Raw genomic sequence first — 19,519 nt, 5'->3', positions numbered from 1 at the left:
TAGTGATTAATCGCAAAATTAAAGCAAAAACTATACAAAAAACTACACAGCAAAGACTACTCGTAATCAGGAATCCAACCTTCGTGATGCATCTTCAAGCGCTTATCAAGCAAAGCTTTAAGCTCTTCTTCGCTTCTACGCTCTAAAAGCATATCCCAATGAGTTCGAGCTGGCTTATTAAAATCATCATCTGGCCTATCTGCATCGCCTTCTTTATGCGCTAAAGCACCACAACGGCATTCCCATTCTTCTGGAACTTCTGCACCTTGAGCAAGCGGGAGAATAGTCCTATGCCCTTTAGGACAAACATATGTAACATCATTACGAGCTGCAAAATCAACATTATCGTCGGATTCTAGCGACTTTGCACCAATGCTCATACCACGTAAACTGCGTTCTGCCATATTATATTCTCCTTTTAGTTTCCATTATAAAGCTAGCGAATTGCACGGACTATAAATACTAAACATCACAAAATACTAAACATCACAATAGGCTACTACCCCACGATTAATTATTTGAACTGCTTCATATGCTTTGTGTGCTAACGAATCGTCTACATTAGGCAAAATTCTTAAATAATCGCTAAGAACAGCAAGCTGATTAAGCAAGTCTATAAGTCTTTTAGCAAAACGAACAAAATCCCCACCCGTAATATCTGTATTTTGCAAAATATCAAGCAAATCAGCGCCTTGCGCCCAATCATATATAAGGTCTACTGCGCCAAAATCAAGCGATTTCAACGCATCAAGATGATTGTTTAAGCACATATTGCTTATGCGCATAAACAATTCCTTTAATCTAGAAACAGTATTGAATACAGCGCCGTCTAATCCGCCAGGATATCTTCTTGGCTCAGATCCAACTGGACCTCTAGACTCATAAACCAAAGAAGATACGCAACTCAACAGCTCAATAGGAGTTAAATCATTAAAAATACCTTCGCAAATAGCTTGCGCAAAAACAACATCAAGCTCGTTATAAAGTCGTCTAAGAAGCTGACCTTTATTAGTCAAAGCAAACGTATTACCTGTTTCTTTTAAGTAATCCAAACTACAAAGAACGTTGCAAATACGGTCAAAACATCTTGCAACAGAACCAGTTCTAGAATTATAACGTTCTTTAACTTGATTTAACTCTTTTGTTTCTCTGGCCCAATAATAGCCCCAATGCAAGTGACTCTGAATATCTGGGCAATTTGCGCAAGGATGGTTTCTTTCTTGACTACGCAAACTAGCAATTTTGTTATCTAACTCTTTGAAGGCATTTGAACGCTCTAAGTCGCTAGAAAACAGAGTATGCTTAAGTTTTCTACGCTGATCATGTTGAGCGTCTTTAAGACGCATTCTAAGAGTCATAAACTCAGCAAAATCGCCATTAGAACAATAAAAAGCCTGCTCATAGCCACTAATCGCCTCTTGAAGCTCCTCAATACGACTCAAAAGGCGCGCTGCAGAAGCGTTCGCTTCCCATTGAGCAAATGAGCTACTAAGCGTTACTCGAGCTGTTTTTGCATCGCTATTATTAAGAAGATTAACAGCCATATTAAAAGTTGGAACAAAGCTGGAGTGAAGAGGATAAACACGCTTACTAGAAAGAGAAGCCGCTTTAGCTGGGTCAAAATCAGGATTGTCTATTAAAACAGCATGACCAATATCGTCAATTCCGCGTCTTCCAGCTCGGCCAGTAAGTTGAGTAAACTCGCCAGGCGTAAGAGGAACATGACCTGTACCATCATACTTAACTAGCTTTTCTACAACAACACTCCTAGCTGGCATATTTAAGCCTAAAGCAAGCGTTTCTGTAGCAAAAATAATCTTAATAAGACCACGCTCAAAAAGAGTTTCAACAATATGCCTAAAAATCGCAATCATACCTGCGTGATGAGCCGCAAATCCTTGTTCCAAAGCGTATCTAAAGCGTTCAAATCTAAGCGCTTTTAAGTCACTTTTAGAAAGCTTATTTTGCGAAATCATTGAATCAACAATTCTACGAATCTCGTACATCTCTTCATCGCTTGTAAGAGCTAGACCAGCGTTTAAGCATTGCTGAACAGCTTGATCGCAACCAGAACGTGAGAAAATAAAGTAAATCCCAGGAAGCATATTAAGATAATCAAGCTCGTCAATAACAGCCCATCTTTTAGGAGTATGACGAATAGTTAAAGACGACTTGGAATTTTTTTGTAAATCACTAGAGCGATCGCGCGATTTTCTTTTAGAAAACTTACCTTTATAAGAACGCTTATCTTTACTTAAATAAGAAGATTTTTTGCGCAAAGCAGCGTTTTCCCACTGGCTTAACTTTCTAGTTAAAGCAAGATTTACACGATTCGTTGGTTTGCCATTTTTATCTGTATCGTAAAGATTAAGAAGCTCTGGCTCTGTTTGACCATCTTTTTGAATAATAACATGACGCTCAAGAGGAACAGGCCTATGCTCATCCACGATTAAATGAGTGTTTCCGCGAACAGAAGAGATCCATGCGCTAAAATCTTCAACATTAGAAACAGTTGCCGAAAGTCCAATAATTTTAACGCTTTGCGGAAGATGAATAATAACTTCTTCCCAAACTGCTCCTCGGAATTTATCTGCTAAATAGTGCACTTCGTCTAGAACAACAAATCCAAGCGAATTAAGTGTTATCGAACGCTCATAAAGCATATTTCGTAAGACTTCTGTTGTCATAACAACAATATCTGCTTCACTGTTAACAGACGTATCTCCTGTTAACAGACCAACTTTATTAGAGCCGTAAACTTCGCAAAAATCATGATATTTTTGGTTGCTAAGAGCCTTGATTGGAGTTGTATAGAAGGTTTTAACACCGCGATTTACACCCAAAAAAACAGCAAAATCTGCTACAACAGTTTTACCAGCACCTGTAGGAGCAGCAACAAGAACGTTATCTCCATTTTCTAGAGCATCAATTGCCTCAAGTTGAAAATCATCCAAATCAAAGCTTAAGGAACTTTCAAATTTAGCAGCCATTGATTTAGAATGTTGCAAAGTCTTGCGAAACGCACTAAATCTTTGAGACGGAGATAATGGGAGCGTAGTCATAAACTATTCTTTAGTTTCCTTTAGTTTCTTTAGATTCATTAAAAATTGGATTGTCAATATCTTCTTTGCGCAAAGACAAGTTATTCCAATGTTGCCAAACAATTCTATGAGAATCTCCTACTTTTTCTTGGCGCTTTAAAACTCTAATTCGAGCCTCTTCTACACGTTGAGCAGCATCGAAAATCGGACGCGTAAAAAATGGATATGAATCCTTTTTCAACGAATCTTCACTGTTTTGCAACTTTTCAAAACAGGAATAAGCCTTAGTATAAAAACTTGTGCAATTCGTTAAAATCTTATACGCGCATTTAAGCGCGTACGCAAGCCCTGCACCAATCATGCATAGCATAAAAAGAGTTAATAAAAGCCAAATCCACCATGGCATTTTAATTCTCCAAGTTTTGGCAATCGCTATTATTAACGCTTAATTCTCGCTGTGCTCGAGCAATAATCATAGTGCGCAAAGTTTCTGGAGAAACAGCTTTAATATGACGAGCGTGAGCAATGCAAAATGCAACAAACCAAGAGTCGGAAGAAACCGTTAAATGAACCTTAACGCCAGTTCCACAAGGCTCGATTGTAGCTCCAGAAAGACTCTTTAAGAAGTTCAAATCTGGCTCATCTGTAATAAAGCATGTTTGAGTGCCATTGTCAAAACTCCATTTTCTAAGTTCGCTAACTGGAACATCTGGAATTTCTACAGGGCAAATAGGCTTAATAACTTCTGCACGCTCAATTCTTGCAACGCGCAAAACCTGCCAAATTCTCGGCAAACCGTTTGCTTTATTAATCGAAGTGTCTTTTGCAACAAAAGTACGCTTATCTTGTGGAGTTTGAGCCTCAACATCTGTCCAAACAGCAACGTAGTAAACGCCTTCATCAACAAAAATCTTAGAAGGAGCAACAATCTTTCTGCGCGTTCTACCAGCACCATCTGTGTACTCCATGTCGATTAATGCATTAGCACTAATAGCGCTGCGAACAACAGAACAATTTCTAGGCTCTACCTCGTAACCAGTAAGGCTAAGCCAAGGAGTCTCCCCTGGGCTAACATGCCTACGCAAACGCATGTAAAGCGCTTTGGCTTGATCTCTTTGTTCAACAGGCAAAAGAGGAGAATGCGCAAGGTAGTTGATAGAAGCCGTAAGCATGCTCATATATTGTTGAGAAACTCCAGCTAAACGCTCAAGACCAAGCGAATTAGTTGCGGAAACAATACCTTCGGCTTCTAAAAGAGACCAATCAATATCGAAGAATTGGCTACCTGCCATCTCGCCATCGTCGGAAACAGTAGTAAGCGTATTAATGTCTTTATGCAAAATCGCAACAAATCTACGAAGTTCATCGTCATTCTTAGGTTTGCCAATGAATCTTACAGCAAGCTCATTTAGTGGGAATTCTTCTCCAAGATGAGCAGAAAGGAAAAGCATTAGTCGAAGTCTGCGATCTACTTCGCTTCCAGTTTGGAAAGACGTCTTTTTTTGACGAGACTTGTCTGGCTCGTTTTCCGAAAGGGCTTGATTATCTTCCGCATTAGAACGTGCAGAATCAACGCTTTGATCAGCGTAATTCTCGTCGCATTCAACGAATTGCGTAGCAGCATTAAGTCTTCTATGGAAAGCATCCGCCGCTTCTTGAGGGCTTACAACGCAAGAACCTGGATGTTCAAGAACAAACATTGCTAAATCGTCGGAATCAGTGTATGCAACGTTCAAATGTTCACCATCAACGTCAACAGTTGCTGCAAATCTTCTAGAATCAATAACCTTAACCAATGCGTCTGGAATTGTTTGAGTTCCAAGTCCTGGAGCAATCGAATCTAAGCCCAAACCAGGAATAGGTGTTTGAGGAACTCTAGGAGCAGTACGAGATGCAGAAGAATGTTGCTGATCTACTTTGCGCGATTCGGAAGAAGAAATCGACATAGAACGAGCTAAATAATTAGCAGCCGCAAGAACAGGAAGCTCTTCTTGTTCAAAGCGAATACGCACGCGAGGTTCGTCACCAAGTTGCAGCCTGTAAGATGCAAAATCTTGGCCTTCTGACTTTGAAGAATATTCAGGCTGACGAGATTCAATCGCAATACCCATAGCTGCAAGCTTTGCACGATCTCTTTGGAATTGCTTTGCAAACGCAGCCTTTGCAGCTTGATCTGCAAGCTCTCCATAAGAATCGGCATAAGCCTTAACTCGTTGCGCAATCTGACGCGAAGTCAGCCATTGTGGAAATGCGGAAGACAACACAGCCAGCACATCAAGCTCGTGTTTACCCCACTTATCGGAAAAACGACGTCTTCCGTTACTTCCTTCTGCCATTTGTCCTCACGTATCGTTTCTTTTGTAGTTTCATCTTGTGTTAAAAACATGCTAAAAATGCTAAATTCTCAACACACACCTTAACTATTTTAATGGTGTTTTGCCATACGTGTGGACATTTTCAAAAAAAGTCATTAATTTTCTTGAAAAGCTATTAGTCAACACTGTAAAATCGTTGAAATTAAGCCATTTTCCACACGACACGCCCGAATGAATTTATTTTGCGATTACACCCACTCATCTGGTTCAATGCCCTGAGGCCCCACAAATTCGCCATTTGGAACGTAGCTTGGCTCCCCCGTATCTTCTAAAACAGCATCCGCAAACATAGAGACTTGACTTCCAAAAGTCCAATCACCTCGTATTGTAACAGATTTTGCAGCCGCCAAAGCTGGAACAGAATACGGGAATCTTTCGTTAAAATCATCAATAGTCTTATAAAATCGTGGATCTAAATCCACATTTGGAAATATGTAATTGCCATCTTCCATCTCGTAAGAATCCGTAAGGTGGAAGCGATCGGAACGCATTATAAACAAATCGTTAGTAGTCTTTACAGGCAAAAATCGCATTCTATCAACCTCAACACAAATCGCATCGTCAAAAAGCGAAACAGCCGAGCCCATAGCAGTTTCAAGCTGAATCACCTTTTCGCTTGAATCATCAGTTGGGTCAACAGTCTTGTGATTGCAAATAACTGGAAGAGGAAGCACACCTTTATATTTTTTAAGAATCTTTTGCAAAGCATCAACACGAATCCAAATATTGTTAGTATTAAAATAAGGATGTTTATTAATACTTTGCGCACTTCTTCTATCTTCTGCAGCAACTTGAGTCATTTCACGAAGCATCATTCTACCAGTTTCAAGACTTCTAACAATATGACCACCTTTACGGTCTGCTTGAGTACGCTTAGCAACCTCAATCATGATTGATGCACCAGTATTTTCAAAATGCTGAGCAAGAGTTCTAGACGGTCTTGCGCCTAAATTGTCGGAGTTAGAAATGAACAAGTACTTAATGCCATTTTTCTCTAGAATATCCAACAATCCAGATTCCCAAATAGTTGAAAAAATGTCACCGTGACCCGGAGGGCACCATTCTAAACTACTATCTTTAGAACAAGAAACAGGCTCACCCGTTTCCTCTAAAAGCTTTGGCTCTTGATGCTGAATAATTTCAACAGGAATATTTTCTTGAGAAAACTTTTTTGTACGCTTTAATACTTGTAAAGTATCTTTAGATGTGCGGAAAGAGTTCATAAAAATCAAAGGCAAATCAACGCCTAAACGTTGGCGCGCTGTAAGAACTTGACCAATTATAATGTCAATAAATCTCATTTGACGAGCTTTATGTCTTCTAACTGGCAATAAAGACTTTGCGCAAGACAAGCCCATTGATGTTCCAAGACCACCATTTAGCTTAATAAATGCCGTTTTTGAGAATGCGCTAACAGCTTTATTATGATCAATTGTTTCATAAATCTCATGAAAATTTGGCACAGTCTTAATAGGCTCTACTGCGTTTTCGCGAATAAATCCGCCAGCTTTATCTTCATTCCACACTTTATAAAGACGTTCAAATTGGCTAATAGCAACTTCGCTCATACCGTGTTCGCGCATCTTTGCAGCGGACAATTCAAAAGTGTTGTCCATTTAACGCAGCCTCCCTGTATGCATTTTGATTAATAGTTTATCTGCTTAGACAATATGTTGCAAACAAAAATGGACTCACGCGTTAAACACGCAAGTCCATTTTTACGTTTCAAATAGTTTTTAATAAGTGAAACTTAGCAAAAACTATTCAGCAGAGCCTTTGCCAACCTCAACACGAGCGAAAGCTAAAGCAGAGCCGCCAACTTCCTTGAACAAGTCGCCAATAGTCTTGGAAGGATCCTTAACATAAGCTTGCTCAAGGAGAACAGTTTCCTTGAAGAAGGCGTTCAAACGACCTTCAACAATCTTTGGAACGATCTTTTCTGGCTTGCCTTCTGCCAAGGATTTCTCGGTAGCAACGCGACGCTCGGACTCCAACACATCTGCTGGAACGTCTTCGCGGCGGAGCCACTGAGCACCCATAGCGGAAATTTGCAAAGCGGCTTCGTGAGCAACCTTAGCGCCTGCTTCGTCGGTAGCAATCATAGAAACAATGCTTGGAGGTAATTCAACGGACTTCTTGTGAGCATAAACCTCAACATGAGGACCGCTAACCTTAGCAATCTGGCCAACCTTAACGTGCTCGCCAAACAATGCTGCTGCTTCTTCAACTTCTTCCTTAACAGTAGCATCTCCAGCCTTAGCGGCAAGAAGCTCTTCTGCACTAGAAGCATTGGCTTCAATAGCATTGTTCAACACAGTTTCGGAGAATTCAACAAACTTTGGTGTCTTAGCAACAAAGTCAGTTTCGGAATTCAACTCAACTGCATAACCAGTTTCGCCTTCTGCAGTCTTAACAACCTTAGAAGCAACGGTTCCTTCTTGAGCCTTGCGACCTTCACGCTTGCCAGCGGCCTGAATGCCCTTAGCACGGATGATTTCCTTAGCGCGAGCTACATCGCCTTCGGCTTCAGTAAGAGCCTTCTTAACGTCCATCATGCCTGCGCCAGTTTCTTCGCGCACCTGCTTAATCAACGCTGCAGTAATTGCTGCCATTTTGTTCTCCTCATTAACTGCCAACAGGCTTATTCAGCCTTGGCTTCATTGTCGGACTGTTCAGATTCCTTAGTGAGCAGTTCCTTTTCCCATGCTGCCATTGGCTGAGCATTGGCATCTTCAGCCTTTGCACCCTTGCCAGCGTGATCAAGCAAACCTTCTGCAACAGCATCGGCCATCAAGCTTGTAAGAAGCTCTACGCCACGAATTGCATCGTCGTTTGCTGGAATTGGATACTCAACGGATTCTGGATCGGTGTTGGTGTCAACGATTGCCACAACTGGAATACCGAGCTTGTGCGCTTCTTCAACAGCCAAAGCTTCCTTGTTAATGTCTACAACAAACATTGCAGAAGGAGTACGGTTCATATTACGAATACCGCCGAGCTGCTTGGAAAGCTTATCCTTTTCGCGCTCAAGAAGCAAAAGTTCCTTCTTGGTTAAACCAGATCCACGAACGTCGGTAAAGTCCATTTCCTCGAGTTCCTTCAAACGCTTTACGCGAGTAGAAACAGTCTGGAAGTTAGTCAACATACCGCCGAGCCAGCGCTCACTTACGTAAGGCATGTTTACGCGAGTAGCCTGATTTTGCACAGCTTCTTGAGCCTGCTTTTTAGTACCCACAAACAAAACAGTGCCATTATGAGCAACAGTCTGCTTAATAAAGTCATAAGCCTTGTCGATCATGTCGAGCGACTTGAACAAATTGATGATATGAATACCATTGCGCTGAGTAAGAATGAACTGCTTCATCTTTGGATTCCAGCGACGAGTTTGGTGACCGAAGTGCAAACCAGCCTTCAGCATTTCGCTCATGGTAATCTGTGCCATATCTATATACCTTTCTTGTCGGTTCTTGCCTGGCCATGTCTGTTCGCATGCAACTTGGTTTTAACACATTAAAACCAAAGCCGACCGACACGAACGGACGCGTACATGGCGCGTATATGCGCATTCTGATAGACAATAAAAACGAGCAATCGTATAACGCGACAACACTCATGCTCAAAGCGAACACGCAAAGTCATATTATAACAGAAGCTTTATACTAACTTTGGTAGCAATTCCTATAAAAAATCGCAATAATTTATTGAATTAGCTACATAAAATTATCTACAATATCTAAATTATCTACTTAGAATAACTATTGCGCAATTGACGCAAAGCTTGCTTTCTAACATCTTTTTCTAAACGATCAATATACACATGACCATCAAGATGATCACATTCATGTTGAATCATGCGAGCCATTAAGCCTTTACCTTCTAGAACAACAGTTTTGCCGTCTAGATCTATCCCTCTTGCTCTGGCATAATCAGCCCTTCGGGTCTTATACCATAATCCTGGAACCGATAAGCAGCCCTCATCTCCGTATTGCTCACCACTAAGTTCTTCTATAACAGGATTCAAAATATAGCCTATTGTTCCATCAATATTATAAGAAAATGCTCTAAGATTAACACCAATTTGGTTCGCGCTAAGTCCTGCACGACCTGGATCGTTTACAGTTTCTAATAAATCTTCTACAAGACTTCTAACAGATGGCGTAATCTCGCGAATTTCATCACAAGGCGTTCTAAGAACAGGGTCTGGAACAACGCGGATTTGTCTAATAGTCACGGCACTCCTTAAAACAAAAGGCTAATTAAAATCGCAATCCATAATTATACAAACTTTATAGTAATACCATCTGTAAATCTGTATTTGCAATTGTTAATTAGCCTATTAGTATCTTACTTCATAAAATCTTATTCACTAACGGTTTGGTTTGCTCCATCTTCATCATTTGAATAAGATTCTCTAGAATCGGATTGCAAAGGCAAATCTTCTCCAAAACGCTTCAAATGCGTTGCAGCTTGATCAATAGCTTGCTTAACTTTAGGAGTAACAACCTCTTGAGCCTGCTTAACAGTTTCTTGAGCTTGCTTAACAGTTTCGGTTGTTTTATCTAAAATCTTAACCGTTGCAGGAAGTGGCCTACTATTTGGTTTTGGAGCATAAAGTTGCGTTTCAATAATATCGCTATATTTCTTCAAAACCTTTGGACGCACAACCTTCATACTTGGCGTTAACGTACCAGCATCTTGAGAGAATTCTTCGTCTAAGATAACAAATTTACGAATAGATTCCGCTCTAGAAACTGTGCTATTAGCTTGATCAACAAATTGCTGAATAACAGATCGTATTGCATCATTTTGTACAATATCTTTCATTGGAATAGTCTCATCCATTCCTTGATTATTAAGCCAAGAACGAACCATATCTGGCTCAAGCTCAATAAGAGCAGAAACAAACGGCTTTCCATCTCCAACAACCACTGCATGCGAAACAAGAGGACACTTTGCAATAATAGTTTCAAGAGGAGCAGGGCTTATGTTTTTTCCGCCAGCAGTGATTATAATGTCTTTCTTTCTGCCAGTAATTGTTAAGAAACCCTCATCATCAATCTCGCCTAAATCGCCAGAATGAAGCCACCCATCTTGATCAATAACTCCTGCAGTAAGATCTGGCTTTCCGTAATATCCAACAAAAACATTAGGACCTTTTACAAGAACTTCGCCATCATCTGCAATGCGAATGGTAATTCCAGGACCAGGCTTTCCAACAGAACCAACTTGATTTGCGTGTTCAAAATTAACAACGCATGGAGCAGCCGTTTCTGTCATTCCATAGCCTTGAATAAAAGTTATGCCATCTAATCCATTAAAGAAGTGAGCAAGCTCTGCATTTATTGGAGCACCGCCACAAGCAAGCCACGCTAAATTAGGACCAAGCGCAGATCTTATAGAAGAACCAACAGTCTTCATATAAAAATCGTGTTGCAATTTTGCGTAAATAGAATGCGATTTTCCTTCAACTTCGTATTTAGACCACTCAACAAAATGCTGAACAGCCTTAGCAAAGATTCTACCTCGGATTCCAGCACCAGCCTTTTGAGATGCTGCGTTATAAACTTTCTCAAACACTCGAGGAACACCAAGTAAATACGTAGGCTTAAAACTACGCAAATCTGCCAACAAATGTTTAGCGTTTGGCACATAACCAATAACACCGTTTGCTCCAATTGCAACATACTGAATATACCTTGCAAAGCAATGCGCAAGAGGAAGGAACAGAAGTATTCTGCTTGGCTTGTACAACATGTCGTTTAGAACATCGTATGCTGCGTAAACAATGTGCGTAAAGTTTCTATTAGTAAGCATTGCTCCCTTTGGCTTACCAGTAGAGCCAGAAGTGTAAACAATAGTTGCTAAATCATCTGCTTTTATTTGATTAATAGCATTATTTAGCTCATCGTCGCTTATTGACTTTCCAAAATCAATAACAGCATCAATGCCATTGGCCTTAAAGTTAAAAACCGTCTTTAATGAAATTCGCTTATTGTCTTGACGAACTCTTTCCAAGCATTGTGCATGCTCATCGTCTCCAGCAAAAGCAATAACAGGCTTTACTTCCGCAATAATATCTGCAGCTTGAAGAGCGGAGTCAGTTTCGTAAATAGGAATACTTACAGCACCAATACAAGCGCACGCAAAGTCCACAACGCCCCATTCATAACAAGTTGGAGAGTAAATAACGATTTTATCTCCTTGCTTAACGCCAAGAGCGATTAAGCCTCTTGCAGTAGAACGAACTTTGGATAGCATCTGTGATGCGCTAACATCGTGCCATTGGCGAGTATTGTCATCTTGCCATTGTGCAATTACGCCTTGCGGGTCTCGCATTGCTCTATTGGCAAGCAACGAATAAATTGTGTCACCGTCATTAGTTGGGTGAATGTCTTCTACAGAAAATTCTCGCAGCATATTCTTAATTGTACGGTATGAGCAAGCCAACACAAAACCATGATCATACAAAAATAGGCATGGAAAATTGGCATTTTTTACAAAATGATGACTATTTAGCAAATAATTATTTATAAAGCCCCTAGAGTCAAACATGCAAACGCAAGCTATAGTCTAGAGGCGTTACACAAACTATGATTACGCAAAAATCTAACCTATATCTGCTAACGTGCAAACCCATTTTCCCATTATGAATCTAAGTGTTAAAGATGTCCAATATTCTGTATCTCCAATATGAAGCAAAACAACTGCCTCTAATCGCGATGGAGAAACCAGTATTCCATTTATCATCTTAGGTATTGTTGGATTGCTTCTTAACTTAGAAGCTTCTTCCTCATTATGCTTATCTTTGTAGCATTCGTTAATCAAATACCACATATTCTCAAGTTTATATATGCACTCTTTTGTTAATGCTCTTTTCATCTCTGGAGATATTGGCCTGCCATGAGAAATATCACCGACTATGCATGCTACTTTGCATATTTGCATTGCAAGATACAAGTACATCTTTTTGCCATGTGTATTATTGAAACACGATGATACGTGATAACTTGCCATTGATTTAGAAGAGCCAACTGGTATTGAACCTTCATACACTGGAAAAGTTATTCTATCTTTATTCTGGAACCGCGACGGATCTGCTTGATCTGGGAAGTTACTGTTAATAACCTCCCAAAATGTCTCATTATCGTCGTCGTTTGCGTATAACAGAGTACTAGAAAAATTTCTCATTTGCTCCTTCTTCCCTAAAATTTTGTCAAGTCATTTATTGTTTAATTCCTTATATTTGTTTATTTTGTTTTCACCTTATGTTTAAGGTTTAAGTAAAGCATACAGCTTATTCAAAAAAATAAAAGAGTTAATTCAATATGTGGATAAGACATTCATAATCCTTGATTTTTCGGCGAAAATTCAAGGATTATCTAATAAAAGTTATGCACATTGTGCAAAAAGAATTGGGTTATATGCAAAAAGCTAAGTTGACTAGTTCTATTTTCAGAATATTCATCAGCTTAGCTTTACACAGTTTTGACGCTTGCCCCCATTTTTCGGACTATAACCCAATAACCCAATATATGTGCGGAGACATGTGACAGAAAATAAAAAAATCTCAGCGGAATATTATGGAATACTGCTGAGACATAAAAAATGGAGCGGACAGCGGGACTCGAACCCGCGGTCTCAACCTTGGCAAGGTTGCGCTTTACCAACTAAGCTATATCCGCAAACAAGATGCCATAGTAGCCTGATTTATTGTTTAATGCAAGTTATAATCAAAAATAAAAAATGTATAGTGATTTTCTGCTGTATTCAAGCGATTTTACGGAGTGTTGAGCAGAAGAAAAAGATAAGAAAACGATAAGAAAAATATTGAATACGATAATTATTATCATTAAGCCATAAATTTTTATAAAAATTTTTATTAAAATGTGATTTTTATCATGAAAAATCGTAAAAATAATGTAGAATAAAAATAGCTTTTACCAAACAGGTAAAAGAAAACTGAAAAAGCAATGTTTTTCAACGATGAAGCATAGAACAAGGAGGTTTCTATGAAGGCTATTGTTGCAACCAAAGATAAGAAGGCTCAGGTTGTAGAGAAGGAACTTCGTCCATTGGAATTTGGTGAAGCCTTACTCGATATGGAGTGCTGCGGCGTATGCCACACCGATCTTCACGTTAAGAACCAAGATTTTGGCGATAAAACTGGCGTTGTTCTAGGCCACGAAGGCATTGGTATTGTTAAGGAAGTTGGCCCTGGTGTTACAACATTAAAGCCAGGCGACCGTGCATCTGTAGCATGGTTCTTTAAGGGTTGCGGACATTGCGAATATTGCACCACGGGCAGAGAAACACTTTGCCGTAGCGTTTTGAACGCAGGATACACTGCCGATGGTGGCATGTCTCAAGAGTGCATCGTCGCAGCAGACTACGCAGTAAAGGTCCCAGAAGGCTTGGATCCAGCTCCTGCAAGCTCCATCACTTGCGCTGGCGTTACAACCTACAAGGCTATTAAGGAATCTGGCGTACATCCAGGCGAATGGCTTATTTTATTCGGTCTTGGCGGTCTTGGTAATCTTGCGTTGCAATATGCAAAGAACGTATTTGGTGCGCACGTAATCGCAGTAGATGTTAACGATGCTCAGCTTGAATTTGCTAAGGAATATGGCGCAGATTTGTGCGTGAACCCACTTAAGGAAAATGTTCCTGAATTTGCTATGAAGAAGGTAGGCGGCGCTCATGGCGCTGTTGTAACCGCTGTAAGCAAGGATGCTTTTAACTGTGCAGTTGACTCTGTACGAGCAGGCGGCACTGTTGCAGCTGTTGGTCTTCCACCAGAAGATATGGAACTCAGCATCCCTCGCCTTGTTCTCGACGGAATCCGCTTGGTCGGATCTCTTGTTGGAACTCGTAAGGATTTGGAAGAAGCGTTCCAGTTTGGTGCTGAAGGCAAGGTTGTTCCAAAATGCCATATGCGCAAGATGGAAGACATTAACGACATCTTCGATGAGATGCTCAGCGGTAAGATTCGCGGTCGAATGGTAATTGACCTCTCCCACTGAAAAAAGAGATAAAATAAAAATCTAGAAGCCACTTAGCAAATGCTAGGTGGCTTCTAGTTTATGTTTGTGCTTTAATTTTTAAGACTTAAGCATTAATCTTAAATCTCAGTATTCAGACTTAAGTCTTAAAAAATCTGCTATTTTAACGGAGGCATTGGCTTCCAATTAGGATCATGCAAAATTTTTCTGCTTGCAATCCAACCAGTAAAAAGCTTTTTAACGCCACTTAAAATATGCTCACGATCTACAGCAACAAGCCTAATAATCTCTTTTGCAGCAGTTAATGCAGTTCCAAGAGCAAACATAAATGGCCTAAAATCGCCATGTATCATAAAGTAGCGCGCCATAAAACCACGATTTCGCATAATATGATAACGATTCATGTCGGAAGTGGAATTTAGTTGACGAACGCCAGCAATATCCCAATTAGGAATATTACGAGTTCTGCGAAGAATAATGTCATTTACAACAATCGGATTCGTAACTTTGCTAGCAAGATAGCCATAAGTAGTGTCATCCCAATAAATAAAGTAGCGCGAATCTGGAAGTCCGATTTTCTCTACAATATTGCGCTTAAACAATCCACCTTCAAAGCACATTGTGTTCATAACGCGGTAGCCAGATGGTCCAAATGCTGCTGGAGCGATTGGATTAGGGATTCCAAGAGAAACAATAAAGTTATATTGCCAATAAAAATCGCCACCGTCGTAGTCTAATCGGCTGCCTTGAATCACATCGTGGCTCTTAGTCCACTTGCAAAGACGCTCAATAGATTCTGGAACAGTTTCAACGTCATCATCCATAACCCAGAACCATTCCGCACCAAGCTCATACGCTTTTTTAACGCCAGCACTAAAACCGCCAGCTCCCCCAAGATTGCTACTTTGTGGCGCGTAAACAACGCGGTTTGAATCGCCAGAATCGTCCGCGCTAGAAGCGCCCCATCTGCGCGAAAGAATATCGCCTAAATCATCCACCATTTTGCGCGTTTTTTCGCTACTTTCGTTGTCTACAATAACAATTCGCCAAGGGCATTGATTCAGGCACTCAAAAGATTTAAAAAGATTTGCAAGAAGCTCCTGGCGTTTATAAGTAACAACAATAATCGCAAGCTTATCTATAGAATTAACAGAAGTATTCGTAATTTCACTCATGCTTTTAATCTTACACTTAGCATTGCCATCAAAAAACGTTACAAGTCAAAAGTTACCCAAACGTGCTAAATGTTCTTAGCATAAGATAAAAATAAAGAGTAGTTTCAGGGAAGGTGAAAATCCTTACTGGCGGTAACGAGGTAATTCTTGGATTATTGAATTTTCTCGAAGCCCGCGAGCGGCACCACTGCTGCTGATTCGGTTAAAATCCGAAGCCAACGGTTAAAGTCCGGATGAAAGAAACGGAGGCTCTAATGAGCATTTCAAGCGATAGTAATCGTAAAACAAGCAATCATACAAATAATCAAATAACAAATAATCACGCAACTTACTCTGGCACAAACTATTGGTCAAGCGAAAAAATTGCTAAATACGCGTTATTTGTGGCGCTATCTATGGCTGTGAGCTTTATAGAATTCCCACTTATTCCAGACTTAAGCTACCTTAAATACGATCCTTCGGGAATTGTGTGCTTAATTGCAGGATTTGCCTACGGGCCATTCGCCGCTGTAATCGTAAGCGTTTTAGGATTTGCTCCGCACTTCTTCACTAATCCGTTTGGCGCAATAATGGCAATATTGGTTTCGCTGGGCGCTTCTGTTAGCGCTGCAATCGTCTACAAAAAAATTAGAACCAAAGAAGGCGCTATTATTTCGCTTGTAATTGGCTCTATAGTTGCGATTGCTCTTGCAATAGTCGGAAATCTTATTATTACGCCGCTTTATGCTCATATAAGCGTTGAACAAGTTGCAGCTCTTATAGTTCCAGCTCTGCTACCGTTTAATGTGATTAAGCTTGCGATTCATTGCGTAGTAACTATGCTTGTTTATAAGCCTGTTTCAAAACTTCTTAACTACAATAAATAGCAAACAAATAGCATTGGCCAAAATAGCATTAGTTAAATTAAGTAAAAAGCAAGCTGATTATGCAAAGCAATAAAGTTATTCAAGATAAAACAAATTGCAAAGACGAAAAAAGCAATACGGATTATTGTGCTAAAAAAGATAATGCTGTTTCTTTGCAAAAAGTTCGCTTTAGCTATGATGGCGGAAAAACTTGGATTCTAGACGGAATAGATCTAGAAATAGCATATGGTCAAAGAATTGCAATAATAGGCAAAAATGGTAGCGGAAAATCTACGCTATCTAAAATTATTGCAGGACTTTCTTCCCCAGATTCTGGAATTGTTACGCTATGCGGAATAAAAGTTTTTGAAACAAACAATGTTGATTCAAAAGCGTACCAAAAAGCACGAGAATCTATTGGAGCATTGTTTCAAAGCCCAGAAGACCAAATCGTTACAACAGTTGTAGAAGACGATGTTGCTTTTGGGCTTGAGAACTTGTGCGCTTCTAAAGAATTTATGAAGCAAAATATAAGCAATGCTTTACGTGCTGTAAACATGGAAAATCACCGTTTTAGCGACCCGAGCAATATGAGCGGAGGCCAGCAGCAGCGCGTTGCTATTGCGTCGTCGATTGCCACACAATCAAAACTTCTTGTATTAGACGAGCCTACAAGCATGCTTGATGCTTGCGCAAAAGCAGATGTAAATAAGCTCTTTGACAAATTACAAGCGCGCGGCACAACAATCGTTCAAGTAACGCATAAGATTAGCGAATGCAAAAATGCGGATAGAATATTAATGCTAGAAAATGGAAAATTGCGTGATGTAAGTTTATTGGAATTAGACGAATTCTACGCGGAAAAATCGCCAGCTGTTATTGAATCAAAAAGAATGACGGAAAATGCAGAAAAATCAAATGCAGAAAGCAAAAATAAACGTGATTCAAATAAAGCAAGTAAGAATGCAGCAATTGAAATATCTAATTTAAGTGTGAGCTATGCAAATAGTCAAAATCCAATAATAAGAGACTATTCTCTAAGCGTAAAAGCAGGCGAAATCGTTGCAATAATGGGAAAAAACGGGTGTGGAAAATCCACGCTCGCAAAAGCAATATGCGGTCTTATTAAATACGATTCTGGCTCTATTTGCGTAAACGGAATAAAAATTAGCGAAAAAACAAGCAAATCGCAAATGCGCGCAGTTCGTAAAAACATTGGTTACGTTATGCAATTGCCAGAACAGCAACTTTTTGCGCAAACTGTTTTTGAAGACGTAGCATACGGTCCAAAAAACTTTGGATTAGAAGGATGCGAATTGCGTTCCAGAGTTTTGAGCGCACTAAAATCATTGCATATTGAGCATTTAGCACAAAAATCCCCATTCGAGCTTTCTGGAGGCCAGCAACGCTTAGCAGCAATCGCGGGAATTTTGGCTTGCAATCCAAAAATTTTGGTTTTAGACGAGCCTACAGCAGGATTAGATTTTGAGTATGCAAAAATCGTGTTAAAAATTTTAAGCGATTTACACAATAAAGGCGTAACAATTATTGTTATTACGCATGATTTTAGTGAAGCAAAATCTCTTGGCGCGCGCATAGTTACGCTTGATTCGCACGAAAAGAAGCAAGTGCCAGAACAAGCACAAGACGAAAAGCTTGAAAATACTAGTGAGAATGCTATTGCGAATGGCAATGCGAATACAAACGAAAATACAAGTAAAAACGTCAGTACAAATGGTAGCGAAAATACAAGTAAAAACAAGAACAAAAACAAGTCATTGCTAAGCTTATTCAATACGCGAATAATACTAATATCATGCTTAATTCTTATGTTTAGCGCGTTTAGTATTACGAACTTCTATCAACTTGGAATCCTTGCTCTATCAACGCTTGCTCTAATATTTCTCGCTAGAATATCGCCTATAGAATTATTGTTGTCATTGCACATGTTTATTGCAATATTCGTATTTTCTGGATTGTTTAATCTTCTAGTTGTGCATTCTGGAAGAGGACTTTTTAGAATCGGACCGATATTAATAACAGACGATGGAATAAAGTTTGCAATACTTTTCGCTTCAAGATTTTCGCTTGTTATACTAATCGGGTCAATAATTGTACTAACTATAAGCCAAACGCGATTGACTGAAGCATGCGCGTCTATTATTTCACCTCTTAAAATCGCAGGATTGCCAAGTCAAGAAATTGCTCTTATTATGAGCCTTGCTTTGCGATTTTTGCCAACTCTTGCAAAAGAAGCAGAATCTGTAGCTTTAGCTCAAATTGCAAGAGGCGGAAACATAAAAGACGGGTCTATAAAAAAGCGATTGCAAGCAATAACATCTCTTATAGTTCCAGGATTTGCAAGTGTGATTCGGCACGCAAACACACTGGGACTTGCGCTAGATTCTAGATGCTACGTTCCTGGAGCAAAACGCACACACTTACATACGGAGAAAATGCGCTTAAAAGACTTTGCGCTTTTAATAATTACATTAGGCATTGTGTGCGGAATAATTTCTGCTGGAATATTTGTATAACTGATAACTGGAATATTTGTATATTCGCATTTAACGTATTGAACTCATTGAACGTGTTGAGCGCGGATTCTTACGGTTAATGTATAATCCGATAAGCATTGAAAATTTAAGCGTTACAAGTAGATAATCAATAGTCGATAGTTGGTTGTCGATAATTGCGTTTAACAATATAGCGTTTTAGCGTTTTATGCATGTTGAGCGCGATTTGGAAGGAAAATAATGGCATTAACTAAAAAGCAGATTAAGCAATTGCGTGCGCTCGCTAACACTTTAAGCCCATTGCTTTATGTTGGAAAAAACGATATTAGCAATGCTGCTGTTAAGCAAGCAGACGAAACAATGCAATCTCACGAGCTTATGAAGTGCGCTGTACAAGATGGCTCTGGATTAAGTGCTAAAGAAGCTGCACAAGAACTCGCAGAACATCTTGGTGCAGAAGTCGTTCAAGTAATTGGCAATCGTTTTGTATTATTCCGCGTTTCAACCCGCGAAGATATTGAACACATTATGCTTGTTCGTGAATAAATAAAAATAATAAAACGTTTAC

The 19,519-nt window shown here is 39.7% G+C and carries 15 protein-coding genes, 1 tRNA gene and 1 riboswitch; of the genes, 4 read left to right on the top strand and 12 right to left on the bottom strand.

The features are described 5' to 3' along the window. Window positions 1-56: 56 nt before the first annotated feature. From AC1EKB_RS02080 to AC1EKB_RS02030, 11 genes are all read right to left on the bottom strand, one after another. Window positions 57-404: an RNA polymerase-binding protein RbpA gene (locus AC1EKB_RS02080; RefSeq protein WP_415694208.1), complete on the bottom strand. Its 348-nt coding sequence runs from the start codon at window positions 402-404 to the stop codon at window positions 57-59. Window positions 405-479: 75 nt separating this feature from the next. Next, window positions 480-3,062: a DEAD/DEAH box helicase gene (locus AC1EKB_RS02075; RefSeq protein WP_481248706.1), complete on the bottom strand. Its 2,583-nt coding sequence runs from the start codon at window positions 3,060-3,062 to the stop codon at window positions 480-482. Window positions 3,063-3,072: 10 nt separating this feature from the next. Continuing rightward, complete coding sequence (locus tag AC1EKB_RS02070; protein WP_481248705.1) at window positions 3,073-3,447, bottom strand: hypothetical protein; 375 nt, start codon at window positions 3,445-3,447, stop codon at window positions 3,073-3,075. Window position 3,448: 1 nt separating this feature from the next. After that, on the bottom strand, window positions 3,449-5,377 hold the full coding sequence (locus tag AC1EKB_RS02065) for a helix-turn-helix transcriptional regulator (RefSeq protein WP_481248704.1): 1,929 nt from the start codon (window positions 5,375-5,377) through the stop codon (window positions 3,449-3,451). Between the two features lie 227 nt (window positions 5,378-5,604). Beyond that, window positions 5,605-7,032 carry a UTP--glucose-1-phosphate uridylyltransferase gene (locus AC1EKB_RS02060; RefSeq protein WP_481248703.1) on the bottom strand — a complete coding sequence of 476 codons (1,428 nt, stop codon included), beginning with the start codon at window positions 7,030-7,032 and terminating at the stop codon, window positions 5,605-5,607. Window positions 7,033-7,176: 144 nt separating this feature from the next. Next, window positions 7,177-8,028, bottom strand: a complete 852-nt coding sequence (gene tsf, locus AC1EKB_RS02055) for a translation elongation factor Ts (protein ID WP_415694203.1) — start codon at window positions 8,026-8,028, stop codon at window positions 7,177-7,179. 29 nt (window positions 8,029-8,057) lie between these two features. Further along, entirely contained in the window at window positions 8,058-8,858 is an 801-nt protein-coding gene (rpsB, locus tag AC1EKB_RS02050; protein WP_004130830.1) for a 30S ribosomal protein S2, read from the bottom strand. A gap of 300 nt (window positions 8,859-9,158) precedes the next feature. Further along, a complete protein-coding gene (locus AC1EKB_RS02045) occupies window positions 9,159-9,647 on the bottom strand; it encodes a peptide deformylase (RefSeq protein ID WP_481248702.1) in 489 nt (162 codons plus the stop codon). A 128-nt stretch (window positions 9,648-9,775) separates the two neighbouring features. Continuing rightward, a complete protein-coding gene (locus AC1EKB_RS02040; RefSeq protein ID WP_481248736.1) occupies window positions 9,776-11,833 on the bottom strand; it encodes an AMP-dependent synthetase/ligase in 2,058 nt (685 codons plus the stop codon). 189 nt (window positions 11,834-12,022) lie between these two features. Beyond that, complete coding sequence (locus tag AC1EKB_RS02035) at window positions 12,023-12,604, bottom strand: hypothetical protein (RefSeq protein WP_415694201.1); 582 nt, start codon at window positions 12,602-12,604, stop codon at window positions 12,023-12,025. Between the two features lie 418 nt (window positions 12,605-13,022). Beyond that, a tRNA-Gly gene (locus AC1EKB_RS02030) sits at window positions 13,023-13,098 on the bottom strand. A 327-nt stretch (window positions 13,099-13,425) separates the two neighbouring features. On the opposite strand from AC1EKB_RS02030, the gene adhP reads away from it, so the two are divergent. Next, the gene (gene adhP / locus AC1EKB_RS02025; protein ID WP_004130822.1) at window positions 13,426-14,436 is read left to right on the top strand and encodes an alcohol dehydrogenase AdhP; all 1,011 of its coding nucleotides are present in this window, start codon (window positions 13,426-13,428) and stop codon (window positions 14,434-14,436) included. A gap of 137 nt (window positions 14,437-14,573) precedes the next feature. Here the strand turns inward: adhP and AC1EKB_RS02020 are convergent, their stop codons facing one another. Continuing rightward, window positions 14,574-15,590, bottom strand: a complete 1,017-nt coding sequence (locus AC1EKB_RS02020) for a glycosyltransferase (RefSeq protein ID WP_415694200.1) — start codon at window positions 15,588-15,590, stop codon at window positions 14,574-14,576. A gap of 96 nt (window positions 15,591-15,686) precedes the next feature. Then, window positions 15,687-15,839: riboswitch (FMN riboswitch) on the top strand. A 5-nt stretch (window positions 15,840-15,844) separates the two neighbouring features. On the opposite strand from AC1EKB_RS02020, the gene AC1EKB_RS02015 reads away from it, so the two are divergent. From AC1EKB_RS02015 to AC1EKB_RS02005, 3 genes are all read left to right on the top strand, one after another. Next, on the top strand, window positions 15,845-16,456 hold the full coding sequence (locus AC1EKB_RS02015) for an ECF transporter S component (RefSeq protein WP_415694199.1): 612 nt from the start codon (window positions 15,845-15,847) through the stop codon (window positions 16,454-16,456). A 59-nt stretch (window positions 16,457-16,515) separates the two neighbouring features. Beyond that, window positions 16,516-18,972 carry an energy-coupling factor transporter ATPase gene (locus AC1EKB_RS02010; protein ID WP_415694198.1) on the top strand — a complete coding sequence of 819 codons (2,457 nt, stop codon included), beginning with the start codon at window positions 16,516-16,518 and terminating at the stop codon, window positions 18,970-18,972. 219 nt (window positions 18,973-19,191) lie between these two features. After that, the gene (locus AC1EKB_RS02005; RefSeq protein WP_415694197.1) at window positions 19,192-19,497 is read left to right on the top strand and encodes a YhbY family RNA-binding protein; all 306 of its coding nucleotides are present in this window, start codon (window positions 19,192-19,194) and stop codon (window positions 19,495-19,497) included. Window positions 19,498-19,519: the final 22 nt, after the last annotated feature.

This window comes from Gardnerella sialicivorans subsp. sialicivorans (genome assembly GCF_056746795.1).
The sequence above is the reverse complement of the archived record's forward strand: the minus strand, read 5'-3'. Positions and strand labels throughout refer to the sequence as shown.

Excerpts from the sequence above, each read along its gene's own strand:
- AC1EKB_RS02020 (WP_415694200.1), bottom strand. The coding sequence starts at position 15,590 with ATGAGTGAAATTACGAATACTTCTGTTAATTCTATAGATAAGCTTGCG.
- AC1EKB_RS02015 (WP_415694199.1), top strand. The coding sequence starts at position 15,845 with ATGAGCATTTCAAGCGATAGTAATCGTAAAACAAGCAATCATACAAAT.
- AC1EKB_RS02065 (WP_481248704.1), bottom strand. The coding sequence starts at position 5,377 with ATGGCAGAAGGAAGTAACGGAAGACGTCGTTTTTCCGATAAGTGGGGT.
- AC1EKB_RS02070 (WP_481248705.1), bottom strand. The coding sequence starts at position 3,447 with ATGCCATGGTGGATTTGGCTTTTATTAACTCTTTTTATGCTATGCATG.
- AC1EKB_RS02005 (WP_415694197.1), top strand. The coding sequence starts at position 19,192 with ATGGCATTAACTAAAAAGCAGATTAAGCAATTGCGTGCGCTCGCTAAC.
- AC1EKB_RS02035 (WP_415694201.1), bottom strand. The coding sequence starts at position 12,604 with ATGAGAAATTTTTCTAGTACTCTGTTATACGCAAACGACGACGATAAT.
- tsf (WP_415694203.1), bottom strand. The coding sequence starts at position 8,028 with ATGGCAGCAATTACTGCAGCGTTGATTAAGCAGGTGCGCGAAGAAACT.
- AC1EKB_RS02060 (WP_481248703.1), bottom strand. The coding sequence starts at position 7,032 with ATGGACAACACTTTTGAATTGTCCGCTGCAAAGATGCGCGAACACGGT.
- adhP (WP_004130822.1), top strand. The coding sequence starts at position 13,426 with ATGAAGGCTATTGTTGCAACCAAAGATAAGAAGGCTCAGGTTGTAGAG.
- AC1EKB_RS02075 (WP_481248706.1), bottom strand. The coding sequence starts at position 3,062 with ATGACTACGCTCCCATTATCTCCGTCTCAAAGATTTAGTGCGTTTCGC.
- AC1EKB_RS02040 (WP_481248736.1), bottom strand. The coding sequence starts at position 11,833 with ATGCTGCGAGAATTTTCTGTAGAAGACATTCACCCAACTAATGACGGT.
- AC1EKB_RS02010 (WP_415694198.1), top strand. The coding sequence starts at position 16,516 with ATGCAAAGCAATAAAGTTATTCAAGATAAAACAAATTGCAAAGACGAA.
- rpsB (WP_004130830.1), bottom strand. The coding sequence starts at position 8,858 with ATGGCACAGATTACCATGAGCGAAATGCTGAAGGCTGGTTTGCACTTC.
- AC1EKB_RS02080 (WP_415694208.1), bottom strand. The coding sequence starts at position 404 with ATGGCAGAACGCAGTTTACGTGGTATGAGCATTGGTGCAAAGTCGCTA.